Origin of the sequence: Streptomyces sp. NPDC091376 (assembly GCF_044757085.1) — a bacterium.
Lineage (GTDB): Bacteria > Actinomycetota > Actinomycetes > Streptomycetales > Streptomycetaceae > Streptomyces > Streptomyces pratisoli.
In genome coordinates, this window is sequence record NZ_JBIVUF010000018.1 from 1 (window position 1) to 19,664 (window position 19,664).

Annotated in this window: 21 protein-coding genes and 3 pseudogenes; 9 read left to right on the top strand and 15 right to left on the bottom strand. The window is 70.8% G+C overall.

Annotated elements, in window-relative coordinates:
* The 15 genes and pseudogenes from ACIQMR_RS30705 to ACIQMR_RS30775 form a co-directional block, all read right to left on the bottom strand.
* Positions 1–440 (bottom strand): annotated as a pseudogene (locus ACIQMR_RS30705) (hypothetical protein); the annotation flags it as partial.
* 28 nt (positions 441–468) lie between these two features.
* Positions 469–1,647 carry a hypothetical protein gene (locus ACIQMR_RS30710; protein WP_401394082.1) on the bottom strand — a complete coding sequence of 393 codons (1,179 nt, stop codon included), beginning with the start codon at positions 1,645–1,647 and terminating at the stop codon, positions 469–471.
* Positions 1,644–2,102 carry a hypothetical protein gene (locus ACIQMR_RS30715; RefSeq protein WP_401394399.1) on the bottom strand — a complete coding sequence of 153 codons (459 nt, stop codon included), beginning with the start codon at positions 2,100–2,102 and terminating at the stop codon, positions 1,644–1,646. The genes ACIQMR_RS30710 and ACIQMR_RS30715 overlap by 4 nt, the downstream gene beginning before the upstream one ends.
* Positions 2,103–2,295: 193 nt before the next feature.
* On the bottom strand, positions 2,296–3,030 hold the full coding sequence (locus ACIQMR_RS30720) for a glycosyltransferase family 2 protein (protein WP_401394401.1): 735 nt from the start codon (positions 3,028–3,030) through the stop codon (positions 2,296–2,298).
* 52 nt (positions 3,031–3,082) lie between these two features.
* The gene (locus ACIQMR_RS30725; RefSeq protein WP_401394085.1) at positions 3,083–3,502 is read right to left on the bottom strand and encodes a hypothetical protein; all 420 of its coding nucleotides are present in this window, start codon (positions 3,500–3,502) and stop codon (positions 3,083–3,085) included.
* Positions 3,503–3,775: 273 nt separating this feature from the next.
* Positions 3,776–4,795: a hypothetical protein gene (locus ACIQMR_RS30730; RefSeq protein WP_401394088.1), complete on the bottom strand. Its 1,020-nt coding sequence runs from the start codon at positions 4,793–4,795 to the stop codon at positions 3,776–3,778.
* A 93-nt stretch (positions 4,796–4,888) separates the two neighbouring features.
* Positions 4,889–5,668, bottom strand: coding sequence for a hypothetical protein (locus ACIQMR_RS30735; protein ID WP_401394091.1), 780 nt, complete (start codon positions 5,666–5,668; stop codon positions 4,889–4,891).
* A 26-nt stretch (positions 5,669–5,694) separates the two neighbouring features.
* Positions 5,695–6,036 carry a hypothetical protein gene (locus ACIQMR_RS30740; protein WP_401394093.1) on the bottom strand — a complete coding sequence of 114 codons (342 nt, stop codon included), beginning with the start codon at positions 6,034–6,036 and terminating at the stop codon, positions 5,695–5,697.
* A 338-nt stretch (positions 6,037–6,374) separates the two neighbouring features.
* Entirely contained in the window at positions 6,375–7,889 is a 1,515-nt protein-coding gene (locus tag ACIQMR_RS30745) for a VirB4 family type IV secretion system protein (protein ID WP_401394096.1), read from the bottom strand.
* A gap of 28 nt (positions 7,890–7,917) precedes the next feature.
* Entirely contained in the window at positions 7,918–8,376 is a 459-nt protein-coding gene (locus ACIQMR_RS30750) for a DUF6238 family protein (RefSeq protein WP_401394098.1), read from the bottom strand.
* Between the two features lie 84 nt (positions 8,377–8,460).
* Positions 8,461–9,933, bottom strand: a complete 1,473-nt coding sequence (locus tag ACIQMR_RS30755; protein ID WP_401394101.1) for an SCO6880 family protein — start codon at positions 9,931–9,933, stop codon at positions 8,461–8,463.
* An 80-nt stretch (positions 9,934–10,013) separates the two neighbouring features.
* Positions 10,014–11,390 carry an ATP-binding protein gene (locus tag ACIQMR_RS30760; RefSeq protein ID WP_401394104.1) on the bottom strand — a complete coding sequence of 459 codons (1,377 nt, stop codon included), beginning with the start codon at positions 11,388–11,390 and terminating at the stop codon, positions 10,014–10,016.
* A gap of 36 nt (positions 11,391–11,426) precedes the next feature.
* A complete protein-coding gene (locus tag ACIQMR_RS30765; RefSeq protein ID WP_401394107.1) occupies positions 11,427–12,119 on the bottom strand; it encodes a hypothetical protein in 693 nt (230 codons plus the stop codon).
* Positions 12,119–12,433 (bottom strand): DUF6112 family protein, encoded by a 315-nt coding sequence (locus ACIQMR_RS30770; RefSeq protein WP_401394109.1) that lies wholly within the window; start codon positions 12,431–12,433, stop codon positions 12,119–12,121. The genes ACIQMR_RS30765 and ACIQMR_RS30770 overlap by 1 nt, the downstream gene beginning before the upstream one ends.
* 144 nt (positions 12,434–12,577) lie before the next feature.
* Positions 12,578–13,711, bottom strand: a pseudogene (locus tag ACIQMR_RS30775) (C40 family peptidase).
* Positions 13,712–14,216: 505 nt separating this feature from the next.
* Between ACIQMR_RS30775 and ACIQMR_RS30780 the strand changes: the two are divergent.
* The 9 genes and pseudogenes from ACIQMR_RS30780 to ACIQMR_RS30820 all read left to right on the top strand — a co-directional run bounded on the left by ACIQMR_RS30780 (position 14,217) and on the right by ACIQMR_RS30820 (position 19,657).
* Positions 14,217–14,972 carry a DNA-methyltransferase gene (locus tag ACIQMR_RS30780; protein ID WP_401394112.1) on the top strand — a complete coding sequence of 252 codons (756 nt, stop codon included), beginning with the start codon at positions 14,217–14,219 and terminating at the stop codon, positions 14,970–14,972.
* 242 nt (positions 14,973–15,214) lie between these two features.
* Positions 15,215–15,772 carry a DUF4913 domain-containing protein gene (locus ACIQMR_RS30785; RefSeq protein WP_401394404.1) on the top strand — a complete coding sequence of 186 codons (558 nt, stop codon included), beginning with the start codon at positions 15,215–15,217 and terminating at the stop codon, positions 15,770–15,772.
* Positions 15,769–16,251, top strand: a complete 483-nt coding sequence (locus ACIQMR_RS30790) for a hypothetical protein (protein ID WP_401394115.1) — start codon at positions 15,769–15,771, stop codon at positions 16,249–16,251. The genes ACIQMR_RS30785 and ACIQMR_RS30790 overlap by 4 nt, the downstream gene beginning before the upstream one ends.
* Before the next feature lie 17 nt (positions 16,252–16,268).
* Positions 16,269–16,936 (top strand): annotated as a pseudogene (locus tag ACIQMR_RS30795) (hypothetical protein).
* 16 nt (positions 16,937–16,952) lie between these two features.
* Positions 16,953–17,702, top strand: coding sequence for a hypothetical protein (locus ACIQMR_RS30800; RefSeq protein WP_401394118.1), 750 nt, complete (start codon positions 16,953–16,955; stop codon positions 17,700–17,702).
* Between the two features lie 145 nt (positions 17,703–17,847).
* Positions 17,848–18,201 carry an SH3 domain-containing protein gene (locus tag ACIQMR_RS30805; RefSeq protein WP_401394120.1) on the top strand — a complete coding sequence of 118 codons (354 nt, stop codon included), beginning with the start codon at positions 17,848–17,850 and terminating at the stop codon, positions 18,199–18,201.
* Between the two features lie 106 nt (positions 18,202–18,307).
* Complete coding sequence (locus tag ACIQMR_RS30810) at positions 18,308–18,790, top strand: hypothetical protein (protein ID WP_401394123.1); 483 nt, start codon at positions 18,308–18,310, stop codon at positions 18,788–18,790.
* Entirely contained in the window at positions 18,787–19,236 is a 450-nt protein-coding gene (locus ACIQMR_RS30815; protein ID WP_401394126.1) for a hypothetical protein, read from the top strand. Before ACIQMR_RS30810 ends, ACIQMR_RS30815 begins: the two co-directional genes overlap by 4 nt.
* 10 nt (positions 19,237–19,246) lie before the next feature.
* The gene (locus tag ACIQMR_RS30820; protein ID WP_401394128.1) at positions 19,247–19,657 is read left to right on the top strand and encodes a hypothetical protein; all 411 of its coding nucleotides are present in this window, start codon (positions 19,247–19,249) and stop codon (positions 19,655–19,657) included.
* The last annotated feature ends 7 nt before the right edge of the window (positions 19,658–19,664 follow it).

Below are 19,664 nucleotides of genomic sequence, written 5' to 3' on the forward strand. Positions count from 1 at the left end.
TTCGCGATCTCCCACAACCCGTCCGGAACAATCCAACTCCACGTATCCCGCCCCATGAACAGTCCAACGAGCCAGCACCACATAGGACACGGTCTTACTTGGGTTCCGACCACAGGCAGGGCCACCAGCAGTGCGGAGTTGAGTACGGCGGCGGGAAGGTGCACGGCGGTCTGGCCGTGGCGGTCCATCAGGCGTCCCTTGACCGGCTGGGACAGTGCGGAGGACAGCCCGTACAGGGCGCTGAGCAGTCCGCCGAAAGCGATGCTGCCTCCGGTCGCGGTGGCCCACAGGAGGATGGCGACGGGTGCCATGCCGTTGGGGAGGCGGCCGGTGAGGGTGCCGCCGAGAAGGCGGGCGACGTACGGGCTGCCCAGCACCGCGCCATAGGTGATGCGCGGTGCCGGGGCCGGGGCCGGGGCCGGGGGTGCGGTCAGGGACAACGGGTGCTTTCTCTCGGGGGAGCGGTGCCTAGCGGTGGCGGGCGGTGGTGGTGCGCGCTGGCGGCGTGGGTGGTGTGGTGTCCACGGCGGGGCGCGGGCGGACCCGTAGGACGGGGGTGCGGTGCGGCGGTAGAACGGCGACGGTCGCCCCGAGGTCCTCGGCCGCGTCATGCACTTCGCGGATGAGGAAGTCGATCTGTCGGCCGAGTGCGGTGAGCCGGGCGGCGATCTGCCGGCCCTGTACGGTCTCCAGGGCGCTGGCGAACTGGCCCGCGGTCTCAAGGAGTTCCTGAAGGCGGACCATCGGGCCCGCGTGGTAGCCGCGTTGGGTGGCACCGAGGAGCGCGTTGGACGCGTCACCGGCGTGCTGGGCCTCGATGACGTCCCGGATGAGTTCCTGCAGCGATATCTCGGGGGCGGGCACGGGCCGGTTGAACACAGAGACGTCCGCGCCAAGTACGCCGGGTGGGACGGGGGCGGGAAGCACCTGTCCGGCCTCGTATTCGTGGGCGAAGTGTCCGATCACCTGCCAGCCGGGGGCGTCCGGGTCACCTCTGAGGGCGACCACCGTCGAGTCGTCGTCCTCGATCAGATGGGCGAGGGTGATGGGCTGCCCGTCAGCGGCGTACCAGGACTCGGTCAGCTCTAGCTCGCCTCGCCGCTGCGCGGCCTGGGCCCGCTCGGTCCACGCCTGCTGTTCTTCGTCGGCCAGCGGGACCTTGTAGTGCTGGTGCTGGTCGGCGAGGTTGCTGGCAATGAAGCCGTGCTCCGCCCAAGCAGCGAGGTAGGGCCACAAGGCCGCATGCTGCGTGCGTACGGCGGAACCGGGGGCGGCGGGCCGGTCGAGTGCCCGCCGGATCTCGGCGGCGGAGACGGCGAGGCCGTCCAGCACGGTCCGCCACCCAGTGATGTGCCGGGCGGGCGGAAGCTCGTCGAGCGCTCGGTGAGCGGCATCGAGCAGTGCATCGGCGTACGGGGCGAGGTGCGTGGCGTACGCCTCCACGGCGGCCTTGTCGCGGTGGGCTCGTGAGGCTGCCGCGGCGCCTTCGTGAACGGTGCGGCCGTAGCGGTCGCGGGTCATGTCGAGCGCGATCTCGGTCTCGCGGGCGATGACGGACATCCGGAGACGGAAGTCGCCTGCTCGGGTTCCGAGGTCGCGTGCCACGGGCAGCGGGCTTTCGGGGGCCGGGTCGCTTCCGGGTGTCATCGGGATCGCCTGCCACCCCACGCCGTCAGGTGGACGGTCGGCGCGTAGGTGGGCTTCGGCGGGATCGGCCGGGCCGACGGCGGCGAGGTGGTGGGTGCCGTGCCGCGCTGCGTCGTACGGCCGGCGGCGGCCTGTGCGAGACGGCTGCGGCGTTCCAGGAGCCCGTTCGGCCGCACGGGAGGTGGCGGGCTGGCCGAAGTGGCGGGGTCGAGAACGACGTCGGCGTGTACGGCGTAACCCTGGCGGCGCAGGTCGTGGACGGCCTGTCGAGTGCGGCGAGGGCCGTCCCGTTCCGGTTCGCTGAGCCTGAACAGCCCGGGTTGGCCGGCGACCGGTTCGAACTCTTCGCGCAGCAGAAACCATTGGGCGAGGTGCGAGGGCATGGAGGAGGTGAAGGAGGCGACGAAGCCGTGTTCCTTGTGAGTGCCGAAGACAAAGTGGGTGCCGGGTTCCAAGAGGGTGGGCATCTCCTCACGTGGTCGGTGGTGGAGCAGGTCAGCGGCGGGGTGCCGGACGGGCCGCAGGCAGGGGACGCAGGGGTGCGGACACGGCGAGAGCCGGGCGCCGGTGCGCTGCGCTCACGCGGGCTTGGCGCAGGAACGCGCGGCCCAGGTCGTCGCCGACCGGTAGGCGAGGACGATGTGCGCGTCAGCCACGGGCGAGAGCCTCGCGGGTACGAAGAGCGGCCCGCAGGCTGAGTCCGTAGCCGTGCGCGTGCTCGCGGGCCGCCGCCTCAAGCTGGTCGTACGACGCCTGCTGCGTCATCTGCCCCGGGTGCTTGCGGTATCGGTAGACCGGCAGGCGCAGCAGGATTCCCGGGGCGAGGACCGTGATGCCGACGGCCGCCATATAGTCCTCGCCCTGGACGAGGCCGCCCATCGGGGCTGCTCGTACGAGATCGGTGCGGGCGAGGATCGTGGTCGGCCCGATCGGGATCGTGTCCTGCGGCCGTGCCCAGTAGTTCATGACGTCGCCGGCCTCGTGTCGGCCTGGCGGCGTCGGGCAGCGCCACAGGGTGGTCGAGCCGTCGGGGTGCAGGTCCTCACTCCAGCCGGCGCACCAGCCCACCCCTGTGGATTCGAGGGCGGACAGCCGTGCCGTCATGGCCTCGTCGGTGAACTCGTCGTCATCGTCTGCCCAGTTCACGTACGTGGTGCGGACCTGGGTGAGGGCGAGGTTGCGGGCGCAGGCGGCGCCGACGGGGCGGGGCAGCGTGAGGGTACGGATGCGCGGGTCCGCCGCGAGAGGGGCGGGCAGGCGGCTCGGGTCGGCGCCGTCGAGGGCGATCACTGCCTCCCACGGCACGGACTGCCGGGTGAGGCTGGCGTGCATGGCGGTCAGGTAATCGAGGCGGTCCTCACGCAGGCGGCTGGCGATGACGATTGTGATCGGGGGCGTGGGCAGGGAAATCTCCGGGAAGCGCGGGCGGGAAGGGTCAGCGGCGGGCAGCGGTGCGGGGACCAACCGAAGGCGAGGTGGGGGCGGGACGGGCCGATGGCGCGGCGGCCGAGGCGGGGGCAGACCAGTGCGCCGGGTGGTTGCTGAACCGGGCGCGGGGGTCGGTGCCCCACGCGACGAGAGGACCGGCGGCGGCGTGCAGCACGCTGATCACTTCGATCCCGTGGGGGCGAAGGATGTACCCCCACTGCACGTCCAGATCGGCGGCGGTCTTCTCGGTGACCGTCATGCGGACCGGCGGGGAGCCGACGGGCGTGACCAGGTGGTCCAGGGTGCTGCTGGCCCACTGTTCACCGCCGGTCAGCGACGAGAGGATCTCGGGCGGGGCACCGTCCAGGAGATCAGTGCCCAGCTCGTCCCATCCCACGGCGACGCCATCCACGAGATGCTGCGCCATAGCTTTGACGTCACGGCCGAACCGGTACCGGTGGGCAGTGAGGAGGATGGGCAGTTTCTCGCTCGGCTGGCCGTCGAGATGGACGTATATACCGGTGTAGCCGGTCTCGGTGGGGCGAGCGATGAAGGAACCGGTCGACAGGAGGGGCCTCCAGGGCGTTTCAGGATCACTGGGTGGGTGCTGGGTCGGCGGGCGGGACGCGCGGCGGGGTCGGGGCAGTTCTGTCGAGGCCGGTGCCTGGCCCGGCGACGGAAGGTTCGGCCACGGGTCCTTCTAGACAGAGGCGCTGGGGCCGGCGGCCTTGGCGTCGGTGCGGCGGCAGCTGTAGCCGAGGAGGCTGGACGCCTCAGGCACGCTCGGGACGGCGGCGATGTCCGAGCAGGTGAACGTGTAGGTGAAGGCGGGGCTGGGGCTGGTGCCGAGCCAGGCGCGGTCCTCTTTCTCCGGAATGATCCGCAGACCCGGTGCGGCGACGGCGTCGTGCTGGGTGTGCGTGTGGGAGAAGACGACAAGCGCGCCCGTGGTGGTCTTCAGCGCGTACGCATCGGTGAACTGCGGGTCGGCGGCAGTGAAGCGGGTGGTGCCGCGCGGGCCGAACTTCCGGGTCGTCTCGTCGTGCACCTTGATCTGCCGCTGGGAGGTCTGGTTCGAAGTGAAGACCTTCTTCCCGGTCAGCTCGCCTCCGGTGGCGAAGTTGTCGGTCACCGCCGAGCGGAGCTGGCCGACCGGTGCGGCCAGGGACTTCGAGGAGGCGTCGATGGCGGTGGCGTAACCATCCTTGTCGAGCACGATCTGCGGGAGCTGCTTGGGATCGTCGACGTCGACGGTGGCCACCATCTCCCACTGCTTCGACTTCGTGTTCTCGGCCATGACCAGGACGCGGGCGAACTGCTGCTGGCTGCCGCCCCTGGTGACGGCGGCGAACCACCGCTGCTGTCCGCTGTTCAGGCGCGGGATGTACAACTCGGTCGCCGACAGGTCGTACGACCACAGCCGGTACGGCTGGCGGTCCGCCTGCGGCAGCGCCTCGTCCTGCTTGAGGTCGGCCAGCGACATCGCGTAACGGGGACCGTCCTCGACGGTGTCGAGGAGCGCGGGGTCCTGCTTGACGTGCGCGAGGTAGTTGGTCGTCGAGTAGCGGGTGATGGCGTCGCGTGCCTGCGCCGGCGTGAGCGCGGGGGTCGCCACCGGCGCGGCGGTGGCGCTGGGCGCTGTCTTCTTGGCCGAGGGACTGCTGGCGTCGTTGGTGCAGGCGGTCGTAGCAAGGGCGACGCAGAGTGTGGCGGTGATCAAGGGCAGGGTGCGGCGGATGGTGCGGATGGGGGCTCCTCGTACTGGGGAAGAGGGGGGAACGGGTAGGCGCGCGTGGCCGGTCCGGCGGTCGGCCTATCGGTGGCGCAAGGTGGCTGCGGCGCTGGTCGGCGCGGGAACGGGCTGCCGCGTGGTGAGGGTGGTCGGTGTGGTGGTGTGGCGGAGGTTGACACCGATGCCCTTTGGGGCGAGGTGGTGCACCAGGGCCTGCAGGCGGAGAGCGCGGCCGTCCTCGCCGTAAGCGGCGGGCAACAGGAATGCGGCCTGGTGCGGGTGGTACTGGAATCCGAGGGCGTAAAGCACCGTGCGGGCTTCCTCGGGGACGTCCTTGTACGGAGTGCCGAGCGCGCCGTCCTCGTACCAGGTCAGGGTCACGACGTCGGCCACCTGCGGCGGTCCGGGGCGGTGCGGCGGCTCTGGCTGGATGGTTGCGTTGTGCAGCACGGTGTCCAAGGCCCGCTGGTAGCGGGGCAGCAGGCGTCGGGTGACCTGCGCGGCTGCCCGCGCTGGCTGGGCACGAACGGCCATGCCGTTCGGTTCCTCGACTCCAGAGAAGTGATGGGGCTTGATGCCGGGCCCTTCGGGCTCCAGCGGTGCCACGACGAACTGGTGCCGGTACAAGGGTCGATCGGTGAGATAGAGCTGTCGTCCGTCCTGGTCGCGCAGGACGGCGTGGTGACTGAGGACGTACTGGCTGACGATGTAGTCGACGTGGCCGACGTCCCAGAGCGCCTCGGCGCTGGCGAACTGCTCGTCGCAGGAAGCGTGTCGGACGTATTCGGTGGTCCACTGGCCGGGCAGCCGGTCGGCCAGGGCGTCGGCGAAGGCGGAGAGATCAGCGCGGAGTGTGGGCATGTGCTCCCAAGGAGATTCGTGGCGCTCTAGCGGCGGGAGCGCGGAGGGCCGGAGGCAGCCGAAGGCCCCAACGACCGGGGACGGGCCGCGGCTGGCTGGACGGCCCTGTCTTCGTCCGGGCCTACTGCGGGCGGGGTGTAGTGGGCACGCAGGTTCTCCAGATCGGCCTGGGTGACCTGTGCCGGCGCCAGGCGGACACCGTGGGCGGCGTCACGTAGCAGGCGCACCGCCTGTGGTGTGTGGCGGTGCTCATGGCCGGCCCAGAGGGCTATGGCCACGAAGTGGCCGGCTATGTGGTCGAGCACGGGCGTGGTGGCTTCGACGAGCCGACGGGTGACGGCGCTGACCTCGGCGGGCGTCTCCGCCATGGCGAGCGCGGTGAGGTAGGGAGTCAGGTCGGGAAGCGGCAGCGGCTCGTCGGGGAGCAGGTGCGCGGCCAGGAAGGGCTCGGCGTCCCGGCGGGCGTAGCGGTGAAGCGTGTTGGGCGAGGTCTCGCGCTGTTCCGGATCTTGGTAGGGCAGGGAGAGGTCCGTTCTGATCGACTGGCGGTGAGTGGCAGCAGGATCGTCGTGCGGTCACGGTCCGAAGAGGGCGGCCTGATCGGCGTGGACATCGGTCCAGCCGAAGACCACGCGCTCCATCGATTGGTGGCGGTCGGCGGCAGAACGCGGGGTCACTGCCAGTTGGGGTGAACTCGCGGGACTTCTCAGTGCATGCGGGCGTCGGTGTCGAACAGCGACAGCTCGCACGAATGCAAAAGATGTTGAACGATGAACGATCGCCCGGCGACCTTCCACAGGCCACGCCCTCGGTTGAGGTGCGCGATGGCGTCCATCTCGACGGAGGTCAGGCCGAGCAGGGAGGCCGCGGCGTGGAGCTGGTCGGTCTCCTGGCGGTAGATGATGCGGGTGCTGCAGTCGGCGAGAAGGCCCTCGGCCAGGGCGCGGCCCTGGGATCCGGCATCGCCGGCGGTGAGCAGGTCGGACAGCCGGTGGATCACCATCAGGTTGGCGATGCCGAGTCCGCGGGAGAGCTTCCATTGGGCCTGCATTCGCTGCAGCAGCCCGACGTGCCGCATCAACCTCCACGCCTCGTCGTACACAATCCAGCGTCGGCCGCCGTTCGGGTCGGAGAGGGCGGACTCCATCCAGGCGGAGGCGCACGTCATCGCCAGGACCAGCGCCGTGTCGTCCCCCGAGCCGCCGAGTCGGGACAGGTCGATGGTGAGCATCGGTGCGCTGGGATCGAAGGCGACGGTGGAGGGGGCGTCGAACATGCCGGCCAGGTCACCGTGGACGAGGCGGCGCATGGCGTGGGCCAGGTCGCGGGCGGCGTCGCCGAGTTGGCCTGACATCATCCCGGCGGCCTCGTCGAGTGCGCCGGAGTTGTTGAGGGTGGCGGCGACGTCACCGAGGAGCGGGGTGCTGCCGGTGTCGGCGGCGCGGGTGACGACGGCGTCGAGGGCGACGTCCAGGGCCGTGTGCTCCATGGGCATCACCTCCCGACCCAGGACGGTGCGGGCCAGGGAACCGAGCAGGAGAAGGCGCCGCTTACGGATCTCGCCGACCCAGTCGGCCTCGGAGACGCTTTCCGGGCGCGGGGCCGCGTCCAGGGGATTGAGCCTGCCGGGCAGTCCGGGCCCGAGGGCTACGGATCGGCCGCCGAGGGCTTCCGCCACCGGTGTCCACTCACCCTTGGGGTCACACGGGACGTAGACGCGGTACCCGAAGGCCACAGAGCGCAGCGCGAAGGACTTGGCCAGCGCGCTCTTGCCCTGGCCGATGACTCCGGCGAGGAGGAGATTCGGGTTGGTGAAGCCCTCGACCTTGCCGTACAGCGCGAAGGGGTCGAAGACGAATGATGCCTCGGCGTGTACATCGCGGCCGATGTAAATGCCTTCCGCGCCGAGGCCGCCCTCCGCCAGGAATGGGTACGCGCCGGCGGCCACGGCGGTGGTCATGCGGTGTGCGGGGAGCTTCAGCCGGTTCCTGCGAGCGGAGGCGGGTCCGGGGCGTCCGCTTGAGGGGTAGAGGGCGGCGGGAGTCTCGTGCTCGGCGCGTGTGGTCTCTGTCTGGTGGGCGCTGGCTTCGGCGCGGGCCTTGGCGGTGGCTTCGGCGAGCTGGCGACGGGCCTCTTTGCGGCTGGCCCGGTCCGTTCTGTGGGGAGTGAAGAGCGGAGACGCGGAAGCGCGGCGGGCGCGGCGGGCGGGCCGGTGGCTCATCGGGGGCCCTCGATTCTGCGGGTAATGCTCATTGCGCACAGGCCGTGGTGTGCGCGCGGAGGTCGGTGGGGGTGGTCTTGCGCCGGACCACGTGGCCGGCGGCGAGGTGGCGCTGGCAGATGGTCAGCACGGGCGGTCCCTCGGGCAGCCGGTCCGGACGGCACGCGCTTGCTTCGCTGCCCGCCGTCGTGTTGCTGGGCAGCAGGTGGAAGGCGGCGTGGACTTCGCTGGCGGCCTGCCACAGGTGGGTGTGCGCGGTGGCCAGGCGGCGGCCGGCGGTGGGGTGCGGTGGCCGGGTGGTCTCGGCGAGCCGGTCGAGGAGCTGGTGCAGGGTGGTGAGGTGGGCGTGGAGCACGTCAAGGTGCAGTCGGTCTGCCGGCCGGGGAGGGCCTGTGTCCGACGGTGCCAGTGCACGGGTGTGGTGGCGGACTCCGGCGCTTGCGGCGCGAAGGTAGGGGTGCGCGTCCTGTGGAGTGTGAGAGGTCAATGGTGGTGGTCCTTCCTGCCGGGAGGCAGGGGGCGGCGGGCAGCGGTTGCTCTGCCACGCCTTGATCGAAAAGGGATGGGTCCGTCACAGGGCGGTCCGCGCGAGCGGCAGCGCGGTGAGGGTGAAGGCGTCGGGCTGCTGGTAGTTGAGCCGTCGCAGATCGACGCCGGAGGTGACGGCGCTGGTCTCGATCTGCGCGCAGGCCGCGTCCAGGAGGGCATCGGTCTCGGCCGTGACGGTGACCAGGCCGGTCAGGGCCACGTCCGCGTGCCCGGCGATGAGCTGGCGCTCTCGCATTTTGACGTCGGCGTACTCGACGGAGTCTTCCTCGCTGTCGACCTGTCCCCGGCGGGCGCGCTCGTTCGCGTCGGCGATGATCGCGGCCTTCTTCCGCTGGACGTCCCGCAGCGCAGACTCGAGCCCCTGCGGCGCGTATATAAGGGACAGGCTGCGCCGCACTCCGGCCGTGAACATGATCCCGTGCAGGAAGCCGGCTCCCATTTCGGTGCGCGGCCAGTTCTCCACCCAGTACGTGGCGTGGCGGGCGGAGTCGGTGGCGAGGCGGTCGTACTCCTCGAGCTGGACGACAGGTCCGGCGGCTGCGGGGTCCGCCTCGGCGCGGCCGGTGTCGGACCACTGCTGGAGCGCGGCGAGGGCCTTCGGGTCGTAGGCGGTGCGGATGACGGCGGCGATCTCCCGGGCGCTCAGCCAGCCCGTGACCATGAGCCCGGCGTTCCGGGCGGCCTGGGCGATGGAGGCGGTCGTCTGCTCCATGACGGTGAACGCGCCCGGCAGTCCGCCGCCGGCCTGGCTGATCAGGCGCTTGGCGGCCTTCAGGTCGAGGGAGATGGCGAGGTAGGTCTCGTGCGGGGCGGCGGCGGGGCCGGCCGAGGCGACCAGTTCCGAGTAGATCTGTCCGGCGACTGGGGCCTGGGGCTGCCCGTTCTGGGTCCAGTGGCGGGTGAGGGTGTCGCCGCTGTCGGGGACGGTGCGCTCCAGGACCTGCACGGTGGCGATGTGTCCGGTCCGTGCGATGCCCGCGAGCGCACGTCCCCAACTGGCCACGTTGTGGTTCTGGGTGGCGGGGTCGAGGAGGGCGAAGGCGCGAGAGGTGACGCGGGCGATGGCGGTCAGGGTCTGCCGGTGCGGGTCGTGGACCGCTGCAGCGCCGTTGGCGGAGTCGCCGGGGGTGACCACCTTGAGGGAGGCGGTGGTGCCGGGCAGGTGAAGGACGCCTTCCTGCCGGGGTCGGGTGACGGGCCGGGCGAGCCAGAGCGTCTGGCCGGTGCGTCGGCGCTGCGCGTAGCGGGTGACGATCGGCGCCCAGTCGATCAGGGAGCGGCCGTGCCGGCGTATCGCGACGAGAGCGCCCGAGGCGGCCCAGAGCGGGGTCAGGGCGACGGCGCCGAGCAGCCCGGTGGAGAGCACCGTCATCAGCAGCAGGGCCAGTGTGCACGCCACGAGGACGAGTTGGGGAAGGGAGAGGCCGAGGAGGATGCCGCGACGGGACCGGTGCGGGAATTTCACCGTGACCGGGGCGACGGAAAGGTCAGTCATGGGGCGGGTCCTGGAGGCGCGGGTGGGGGCCCGGGGGCGGGAGCGCGCGGTGCGTCCCGCCCCCGGAAGCGGGCAGAGGATCAGGGGCCGGTCGGGGGCGGGGGCGGCCCAGCCGGTCCGCTGGTCGTGGCGTTCTGTTGGCTGGAGGACGGCGGTGCGCCCTGGGGCGGCGGGGTCGTGGTCGGGGGAGCGGACTGCCATCCGTCGCCCTGGCTGGACGCGGCGCTCGGTCCGGACCCACCCGGGCCTGGGCTGCCTCCCACCTGGCTGCTGGTGTCGTCGGAGACGCTCGTCGGCGGGGGCTGGACGGCCTTCTCCAGGCCGGACTTGATGGCATCACCACCGGGCGAGACGCCCGTGCCACCGCCTTGCGCGTCTTCCTTGCCACCGCCTCCACCGGTCGAGTGGGAGGCGATGTCGCCCGGGAAGCCGCCTCCGCCTGCGGCGTCGGGGCCTTGCGGAGCGGCGCCTGCTCCGGCTGCCGCACCGCCGGTTCCGGCGGTGGCGGCTGCCGCCGCGGCCTTGCGGGTCGCGTTCTCGGCGTGTGCCTTGGCGACTTGGGCTCCGGCGCCGCCGGCGCGGTGGATGGACTCGCCGTCGGTTCCGTCGGCTGCCCAGTGCACGAATTTGAACACCGCGTACGGGCACAGCAGTACCAGGACCATGATCACGATGCCGGACATGACGTCGGCGAGGGCACCGATGCCGTCCTTGGCCTCGGTCTTGCCCATGGCGGCGATGCCGAGCACGAAGATCACGGTCATCAACAGCTTGGAAACGACGAGGGTGGCGGTGGCTTCGATCCAGCCCTTGCGCCAGCGGCGTGCGACCTCCCAGCCGCCGCCGGCACTGGCGAAGATCGCCAGGGTGACCATGACGAGGATGCCGACCTTGCGGACCATCATCACGCACCAGTAGAGGAAGGCGCCGATGGCGGCGCCGAGGCCGGCCACGACCGGGACGAGCCAGCCGAGCCCGGCCAGGGCGCCGATCTGGCTCACCTTCACGATGCGGCGCACGGCCGACTCGATGTCCAGGCTCGCGGCCTTGAACAGGCCGTCGGAGATCGCGTCGACCACCTCGACGGCGACCGTGGTGAAGGCGATGGCGCAGAAGGCGAACAGGACGCCCGACATGGTGCCGGTGAATGCCTGTGTGAGGGCTTGTCCGTCGCGTCTGACGGCGGCCCGGACGAGCTGTGCGCAGAAGGTTGCGACCAGCAGGACCAGGCCCAGCGGCAGCAGCATCTCGTAGTTGTCGCGGAACCAGCCGGCGTTCAGGTCGACCTTCGTGGTGGTGTTGACGGCCTTGGCCGCCAGGTCGGCAGCGGCGGCAGCGAGTTCGCCTGCCGACTTCGCCATCCAGTCACCGATGGCCTTGCCGGGATCCGAGGCGAAGTCGACCGCGTCGCCGACGGCGCACAGCTTGCCCGCCAGGGGGAAATCACAGAAACCCACGGAGAGTTGCCCCTCCTTTCTTGTGTCAGGCGCGGGTCACTGCGTGACGCTCGGAGCGATGGCGGCCAGGGCGCAGTCGTGGTTGGGCCGGCACTGCACGGCCAGGGTCACGGCGCGTTCCTCGGCTCCACCGCCGCCCTTCTTCCAGGCGATCTGCTGCTTGCCGTTGACGGTGACGACGTAGATGTACGCCTTGGTGATCGCGGACGGGTCGTCGGCCAGGGCCTGCTTGAACGCGGAGGGGTAGTGGCCCTCGGTGACACTGGCGGTGGCGTGCTGGTCCTGGTCGGCCATGCGCGACCACAGCACCGGATCCGGGACTTGGCCGGAGACCGATGCCCAGTCGGCGTACGTGGGCTCGTTGGTCATCCACGCGCGCATGCCGGCGAGCTGCTGGTCGCGGCTGGTGTTGCGGGTGTCGTAGGACCACAGCATCTGGGCCACGGCCTTGGCGTAGGCGACGGGCTCCGCGATCTGCGGGGGCTTGGGCACCGATCCGGATCCGGCGACGGGCTTCGGGGCGGCCTCGGAGGAGGACGGGCTACTCGCCGGCGCCGCAACGGCGCGATCCGGACCCTGGCGGCCGTTGCCGTTCCCGCTGAGCCAGGCGACGGCGGCGGCGGTCGCGAGCAGGACGGTGACGACCAGAGCGACGATCGCGATCCGCTTGTTGGCCGACCAGCCGATGCCGTACGGGGACAGGGAGAGGGAGAGGAATCGTTTCTGCATCAGTGGACCTGAGACCCGAGAGCCGAGAAGAACGCGACGATTCCGTTCGCGGCGCCCAGGCCCAGAGCCGCGCCCGCGGCGACGACGGCGCCCTTCTTGCCGTTGGCCTCGGCCTGGTGGCCACCGGTGTGGTGGCCCCAGGCCCACACACCGAGGGAGACGGCGAGAGCGCCGACGACGGCGATGATCCCGAACATGTTGATCGAGTTGACGACGTTCTTCAGCACGGCGAGGCCGGGCAGGCAGCCGCCCGCGGGGGTGATGCCGGGGTCGAAGGCGAGCTGGATGACGCGGTCTGCGAGAGGGAGGGACATGGGTGTGGCGAGGCTCCTTGCGAACGCAGGCCAGGCGAGGGGCCGGCGGGAAAGGGGGAAGCGGAGGGGGAGGCGCGCTCGGCGCGCGGGAAGTGGCCGCGGCGGCGGCCCGCCCGCAGCAGCGGGGTGCGGGCGGGAGCGGCGTCAGAGGACGCGGCGGGCGGCGAGGATGTCCCAGTCCTTGATCGGGGTGATCCGGACGGGCTTTCCGGTGCGCGGGGCCTCGATCACGAGGCCCTCGCCCATGTACATGCCGACGTGCTCGGGGCGGCTCGCGGTGCCGCGGCTGAAGATCAGGTCTCCGGGCTGGAGGTGGCTGGGGGAGACGGGCTTGCCTTCGTTGACCTGCGTGTACGTGGTGCGGGTGAGGGTGATGCCGGCGTGGGCGTACGCCTGCTGCATGAGCGAGCTGCAATCGCAGCGGCCCATCGGGTCTGGGCCGTGCGCGTCGGTGCAGCTGCCGCCCCACTGGTACTGCGTGCCGAGCTGGTGCATCGCCCAGTCCAGGGCCTTCCGGGCCCTGGGGTCGGCATCCTTGGGGATCCTTTATCCCTTCGGGACGCTCCCCTCGGGGATGCGGCCGAAGCCGGATCCGTCCTGGGCTGGAGCGCAGCCGGTGGTGCCGGTCGCGGACTCGTCGCCCTTGTCCGGCCCCTTGTCGTCCTTGTCCTTGCCGGTGCTGGGAAAGGTTTTGGCGATGGCCGTCTGGAGCGCGGTGGCTAGGTTCTCCCACTGCGCGTACGCGTCCGGGTAGCCGGACTTCTGCACGGCCTGTGCCGCCTGGGTGACGGTCATCTGCTGCCAGCCGTTGACCTTGAGCAGCTCCTTGTAGAAGCGCTCACTGGCGTAGACAGGATCACGGATCTGCTGGGCAGTGCCCCAGCCCTGTGAGGGACGCTGCTGGAACAAGCCGAGCGAGTCCCGGTCGCCGTAGTTGAGGTTGCGCAGCCGCGACTCCTGCATCGCGGTGGCGAGCGCGATGATCTGACCCTTCTTGGGCACGTCGAGGCTGATGCCGGTGGCCACGATGGTCCGCGCGTTGGGGACCTGCTCGGCGGGCAGATCCAGGCCCTCGATGTGGACGTCCTTACCGGACGCTCCGTCGAGGATCTCGGTGACGTGCTTGGCGACCTCGTCGGAGTCGATGTCGGTCAGGCAGCCGCTGAAAGAGCCGGAGGTCTGCACGGCTTCGGCGGAGGAGGCCATCATCATGGCCGTCCCGGCGAGCAGCAGTGGGGAGAGGAAGACGACGCCGATGCCGGCGGCGACCGCCTTCAACCGGCGCGGACCGCTCGCGCGTCAGCGATTTCGGGCATGGGTGGGTAGCAAGGCGTCATGAACGTGTCCTTGGGGGTGCGGTGTCCGGCGTGCCGCGTGCGCGTGGCGGTGGAAGGGCGCGGCGGCCGGGGTGGGCAATCGTGTGGGCCGGCGGGCGAGTTGCCGCTCGCTCCGCATGGCCGTGTCGTGAGCTAGGTGTGCCGGGGCAGGGGGTACCTCCGTGAGGCGTGGTGGGGAGTAGCCAGCGGCGGTGTGCGCCGGGCGGTTCAAAAACAGTAGGCCCGGATTGGCGGCTGACCAAAAAGTCGGCATGAGGTGCCGGAATCCGGTACGTCAGCAGCGGACTTCTTGGTCGTCGGCGTATTCGCCTCTACAGTTTTTGGACTCCCCTCGCCCTCCTCGGTCTGCGGCCCGGGCTTCCTCATGCCCAATTCCGGCCTGCGGGGACTCGTATGCGAGACGGGAGTTTCCCTCTGCGCTTCCACACCCGAATTGGGGCCCCTCTTTGCCTTTTTCCCTGCACCAGGGCGACGCTCTCAGCGTCCTCGCCGGCCTGCCGGACGACTGCGTCGACTCCGTCATCACCGACCCGCCGTACAACTCGGGCGGTCGAACTGCGAAGGAGCGCACCACGCGCTCGGCGAAGCAGAAGTACACCTCCGCCGACGCCCAGCACGCCCTGCCGGACTTCACCGGCGAGAACATGGACCAGCGCAGCTACGGGTTCTGGCTGACGCAGATCATGACCGAAGCCCACCGCCTCACGAAGACCGGTGGTACCGCGCTGCTGTTCACCGACTGGCGGCAGCTCCCCACCACAACGGACGCGATCCAGGCGGCCGGCTGGCTGTGGCGCGGTGTCCTGGCCTGGCACAAGCCGCAGGCCAGGCCGCAGAAGGGCCGGTTCACCCAGAACTGCGAGTTCATCGTCTGGGCGAGCAAGGGGTCGATCGACGGCTCCCGGAACCCCGTCTATCTACCGGGCATGTACTCGGCTTCCCAGCCCTCGGGGACGAAGCGCCAGCACATCACGCAGAAGCCGGTCTCGGTCATGCGCGAGCTGGTCAAGATCAGCCCCGAAGGCGGCACGGTGCTCGACTTCTGCGCCGGCTCCGGCTCCACGGGCGTCGCCGCCCTGCTGGAAGGCCGCGACTTCATCGGCGTGGAGAAGACCGAGCACTACGCGTCCATCGCAGCCGACCGGCTCACCGAAACGATCCGCGAAACCCTCACCCAGGACGACGTGGACCTCTCCGTCTGAGGCTGCGACCGCCTTTCCTGCGCAGAATCCGACGCCGCTTCTGGCCCCGAGCGGTATCCCGCCGTGACGCCGGCAGTCCGTCGACCGGCCCGCACTGCTTCCGCTTCCCCTTTTTCCGCACCTCGTAGGAGGCCCCACGTTCCATGTCTGAATCCATAGAACCCTCGGACCACGGGGAGTTGGAACCGGTTCGTATTCCGGACCCCCACCTGGAGGGAATCGAGGCGAGCGTCCGCAGGCTGATGGAGCAGTCGGCTCAGCAGGCGCAGCAGCTCGACCATCTGGCCTCCGCCCCGGCTCCGGGCGGGTCACCGTTCGCTGCGTTCGGCATGCCGGGGCTCGGCGGACCGCCCCCGGCTGCGCCGCCGGAGCCGCGCCCGATTCTGGAACTGGATGGGGAGGAGCGTGAGGACGAGCTCGACGCCTTGTCCGACTGGGTCGATGACTTCTTCCTCCCGGTCTACGGGGCGGAGGTCACCACCGCGGCGCCCTGGTGCCTGCAGTGGCAGGAGCACGACGACGTCGTTGCATGGCTTCACGCCCTGTGGCTCGCATACCAGCAGCACAAGGACCCCGAAGCCGGTCTCTCCGGCCTGTTCGTGTGGCACCGGGACTTCCTCACCCATGCCATCGCGGCGATTCGCGCGCCGGGCGGTCCGCTGTCGGCCTGCATGACCTCACCTGAGCGTCCCGCCCACCGGATCCTTCCGGGCCCGCCGCCTTCGGCGCGTACGGAGAAGGCGATGGCGAGCGCGGCGGAGGCGGCCGGGCCCCCTGAGCCGGACGAGCCGACGTCGTGAACGGGGGGCAGCAACCGGCTTTCGGCCTGAGTTTCGATCCCCGAGCCCTGACCGATCTCCTCCAGGCGCCCAGCGACATCCGCGATCTCACCCTTGTCTACCTGCAGGAAGTCGTGAACGCGCAGCGCTTCGGGCTCCGGCTCACGGGCGACCTGGAGGGCTACCGCAAGTTGTTCGTGGACTCCCGCAAGGACTGGCGCGTCGTCTACGGCGTCCGCCCGGCACCCGCCGAGTCCATGCACCAGCGGGAGATCCACGTCGTGGCGATCCGACCGCGGGCGGGCAACGACGTCTACGACGAGGTCGGCCGCCGCCTGGGCATGACCCGCCGGCCACTGAGCGCCCGCACCCACGCGGCACGCTCCCGCTCCCCGCAGCTCACGACCCGAGGCCCCGCACCCCGGCCTGCTCCGCCGCCCTCCGCGCTGCCGGGCCTGCCCCGCCCCGCACTCAACCCCTCGCACCATCACGCCCGCTGAACGACGGAGTCCCGCCTATGCCCCCTGACCCCGCGCCGGCAGCAGTCCGGCGTGCGGTGTCCCCACTCGACCATCGCATCGAAGCCGTCACCGGCCATGACGTCGACACCCTGTGGGCGTACGGCGACCGCGGCGTCCTCGACGAGCCACATGCCCACCTGGTCGACCGGCACCGCGAGCTGGTCCGGGCCGAGACCGGCGTGACCTTTTACCGCGTCCTCCTCCACCGTCTGTCCAGCGGCGAGTTCCCCGTCGACGGCGCCCTGTTCGCGCGCATCGACCGGACCGTGGACCAGTTGGAGGAGGCCGCCAACGTACGCGACGCTGCCGCCCGGAAGGTGATCACCGCCCTGGAGCCCATCGAGGCCGCCGCCGCAGCGTCCTCGGCGCCCAGCGAAAGGCCGCTGTCGACTGCCGACCAGGCGGCGCTGCTGGCCATCGCCGGCGGGGCCAAGCTCTACGAGCATCTCCTGACCGGCCGGATGTCGGTGACCACTGCCTCCGGCACCCGCATCCCCTACGCCGAGCTACAGCAGCTGGAGGGTGCCGGCCTGGCCAGCCCGTCGCACTGACCGATGTCGGCCGCGCCGCGCTGTTCGCCGCGCGTCGGCCGCCCACGACCCAAGTGCCGAAGCCCCCGGCTCGCCCCGGGGCCTGGCCGTCCACCCCGGCACGGCGGCGCTGAACTCCCCGAAAGGCTCTTGTTGTCCCCCAGCGAACCGGCACCCGCCCGGAAGCCCCTTCCCGCAGTCGAATTCGACGTGGACGACCTCGACGCCGACGAGCAGGTTCACCTCGACTTCTACCGTCAGGTCGAAGTGCGGTCCGACTTGCTCGTCCCCCTGGCGGAACACCACACTGCCAACGGTGTGCACAGCTACTACGTCCTGTTCGACCGCACCGCCACCTACGGACACCCCGGCATGCCGCAGTACGTCGCCGTACATCTGCAACGGGACAGGGAAAAGCGGACGTTCAACTTCGAGAAGGAACTGCTGCCGCTGCCCGCCATGGCTCAGTCCTGGCTGATCCACCGCGGCTGCCCTCCCAACGCCATCGGCCTCAACCCCGAACTGGGCCCGCCGCCAGCGGACGAGGCGACGCGGGCCCTGGAGCAACGCCTCGCAGGCGACGGCGACCACTACGCGATGGGCTACTCCTACACCAGCGACGACCCGGACGACATGGTCACCGTCGTGGCACTGCGCGCTCTCGACGAGCGAGCCCCCTCACCGTTCCGCGTCGTGGTCGAGGAAGTCGACACCGACGCGTGGACCCACACCCTGCGCGAGGGCGGCTTCGCCAGGGTCGAAGAGGCCCTTCAGTGGTGCGACGACCGGCTCACAGGCGAGGCCGGCCCCCTCCCGCCGGTCCGCCCGGCAGCGTCATTCACCCGCCCGGCTGCCATGCCGAAGGCCCCCGCTCCACGCCCGCCCGGCCCCTCACGCTGAATTCCGAGGCCGACCGGCGCGGCGGAACATAGCCGACGATCGCCGGTTAGCCAAACCGGCGATTCTCCGGACTCTTATACAGCCGCCGGGGCAAAGCCCCGGTGCCTTCCCCTCAAGCCTTATGCCTCATGGAGGTTTCTTCCGCATGCGCTCAACCCGTATTGCCATATCCGCTGCGATGCTCGGCGCACTCGCTGTGCCGGTGCTGTCCGCCACCGCCGCGAATGCGGCGCCCGTCGCCACCGCGGCAACTGCCGTCCCGACGAGCAGCTGCTCGTCTCTCCCGCCGCTGCCGTACGAGGTCCACACGAAGGCCGTGACCATCCGGTCCAAGGCCACCACGAAGTCCACCGCGGTCGGAGTGCTCTACCGCAGCCACAAGTTCACCGTGCACAAGAAGAGCGGCAACTGGCTCTACATCACGGACAAGACGACCGGCGTAAAGGGATGGGTCTCCGGCACGTACGTCTACCGAGACGTCCGCATGTGCCTCAGCTGACAGGCCGGCAGCAGTAACCGGCTTACTTCGCAGCCGGGGTCGTCCGACCGCCGTTATCTCCCTGCCCTTGAAGTTTTAGGTGTCGTCTTCCGAAAAAGAGTTCCCGTTGTCCGACGACATACCCGAAGACACAGCGGATGTCCTGGGTGTGCTCACCGAACGGATCGAAGCCCACTTCGGAATGGGCATGGATCAGTTGAGGGCCGCAGTCGCCGTCGCGCCGGCCGCGAACCCCGACGCCACCGAGGTCGTCACGTGGCACGGCCATCTCGTCGACTCCCAGGCTGTGCTCGACCGAGCGGAGGACGACCTCCTCGCCGCGCTGGAAACGCAGCCCGGTGAGGTCGACGACCCGACGATGGGCCTCGCCCAGCGCGTCAACGCGGCCGTCATGGCACGCGACGGCCGGGCCCTGGTCGTGCGGTGGCTTCTCGATCCGGAGGCTCCGGGGAAGAAGGGCCTCGCTGCCGAACGCCTTGCCCGTCTCAATCGCGGAGCCCGCAAGGGCCCGGCGGTGCCGACCAGCGCTCCGCACCGCCCCGCAGTTGCGCCGGCGTCGGTGCCGCGAGCGGGAAGGGCCGTGCTGTGAGCGTCCGGCTCAAGTCCAGCACCGCAGACGGCCAGCTGCAGGAGATCTTCGGCGCCCCGGTCGCCGAGCTGTACGCGACTGCTACCGGGCCCGATGCCCCTCCCGCGCTGACCCGCGCCCTGGAGCTGCGCTCCTTCCTCGCCTTGGCCGAGGAGCAGGTCGCCCGGGTCCGCGACCGCGTGCACGAGGCGATGGCACCCGACCGGGACATGGGCGAGCTGTCAGCCGGTGACCTCCGCTTCGACGCGCAGTGGCTGGAGGCGGCGCTCGATGCCCGCGACGGCTACCGCGCCGCGCTCGGCGAGCTGCTGCGCACCATGCCTCCGCCCGATCATCAGCCCCGCCCCGTCCGTACGGCGCAGCCGGTGGTCGCAGCCGTCCTGCCCCCGTCCCTCGCCGCCCCGGCCCCCGCGCGTGCCGGGGCGGCGAGGGCCCGCCGACCGTGAAAGCCCCCGCTTGCCCCACTCGACGTCCACCGAGATAGCCGGACGGATCGAGGACCTGTACGGCGCACCGCTCGCCGAGCTCGAAGCCCACGCCCAGGACCAGCCGCCGGGCATGCTCTCTGCCCTGCTCGGCATGCACGACGACCTCATCCTCGCCGAGCGCAGCATCGACTTCCACCGCGACCGCCTCGCCCAGCTCATCCACCCCGAGCGGCAGATCGGCCGACACGAGGTCTCCCACCTTCTCGACGGCGCCCGCCGGCTCGCCGAAGCGGTCGCAGTCCGCGACGTCCAGGCCAAGTCGGTCTCCGCCGTTCTCCAGAGCCTCACCCGCGTCACCGCGCCTGCACCGCCCCCGGCCACCGCGCCAGCTGTACCCGCCCCGCCCGTCCCGGCCGTGAGCCCTGCACGAAGCCGCTGACCCGCGG

Bases quoted from the DNA above. Each gene is read 5' to 3' on its own strand.
- ACIQMR_RS30805 (WP_401394120.1), top strand. From the start codon at position 17,848: ATGCGCTCAACCCGTATTGCCATATCCGCTGCGATGCTCGGCGCACTC.
- ACIQMR_RS30740 (WP_401394093.1), bottom strand. From the start codon at position 6,036: ATGGCGGAGACGCCCGCCGAGGTCAGCGCCGTCACCCGTCGGCTCGTC.
- ACIQMR_RS30765 (WP_401394107.1), bottom strand. From the start codon at position 12,119: ATGCAGAAACGATTCCTCTCCCTCTCCCTGTCCCCGTACGGCATCGGC.
- ACIQMR_RS30735 (WP_401394091.1), bottom strand. From the start codon at position 5,668: ATGCCCACACTCCGCGCTGATCTCTCCGCCTTCGCCGACGCCCTGGCC.
- ACIQMR_RS30725 (WP_401394085.1), bottom strand. From the start codon at position 3,502: ATGGCGCAGCATCTCGTGGATGGCGTCGCCGTGGGATGGGACGAGCTG.
- ACIQMR_RS30755 (WP_401394101.1), bottom strand. From the start codon at position 9,933: ATGACTGACCTTTCCGTCGCCCCGGTCACGGTGAAATTCCCGCACCGG.
- ACIQMR_RS30785 (WP_401394404.1), top strand. From the start codon at position 15,215: ATGGAGCAGTCGGCTCAGCAGGCGCAGCAGCTCGACCATCTGGCCTCC.
- ACIQMR_RS30745 (WP_401394096.1), bottom strand. From the start codon at position 7,889: ATGAGCCACCGGCCCGCCCGCCGCGCCCGCCGCGCTTCCGCGTCTCCG.
- ACIQMR_RS30770 (WP_401394109.1), bottom strand. From the start codon at position 12,433: ATGTCCCTCCCTCTCGCAGACCGCGTCATCCAGCTCGCCTTCGACCCC.
- ACIQMR_RS30710 (WP_401394082.1), bottom strand. From the start codon at position 1,647: ATGACACCCGGAAGCGACCCGGCCCCCGAAAGCCCGCTGCCCGTGGCA.